This window comes from Gilliamella sp. B3023 (assembly GCF_026536845.1).
GTDB lineage: Bacteria > Pseudomonadota > Gammaproteobacteria > Enterobacterales > Orbaceae > Gilliamella > Gilliamella apicola_E.
On record NZ_JAFNNH010000084.1, the window covers coordinates 1 to 514 of the forward strand.

The window sequence follows — 514 nt, forward strand, 5'->3', positions numbered from 1 at the left end:
ACCTATCTTTTAAATTCGTCTAAGTCCAGCACCCAGTTTAAATTTTTCACTGAAACTTATTTTTCCACGCAATCAAGTGAAATTCCGCGATTCTCTTCTCGATCTTTTTTCCGGTCGTTTTCCGGATCCTCTTTCAGATCCTGTTTTCGATCTTTTTCCCAATTATCCCGGCAGATTGTTTTTTTCGTGGCTCTTTTCCTTCCTTTTTCGGGTCACGCATTGACATCACAGACAACTAGGAATGCGATACAGGGTAGTGCACCTTATCTGACTTTCGATGGTGGTCGTACACGTGCGGTCGATGCTAACGGTCTGCTTGGGATTACGCTATCTAACGGAACTAATTACACGCCTTCTACCAATTTATCATCTACAACCCCAATCGTCTTGCCGGTTGCGGGTCAGAGTTTTGCTGATATAAGTATGTTGGTTCCTACTGATACTAATTCAGTCGCTTTGAGTACTCTTATCGGTCCTCCTAATAATTATTGGGGGGATGATGATGGTGATGCTG

At 43.0% G+C, this 514-nt stretch carries 1 protein-coding gene; it reads left to right on the forward strand.

The window, feature by feature from the left end; all coding sequences use genetic code 11:
- Positions 1 to 219: 219 nt before the first annotated feature.
- On the forward strand, positions 220 to 514 hold a 295-nt coding region (locus tag J3U16_RS12075; protein WP_267343230.1), incomplete at its 3' end, for a hypothetical protein.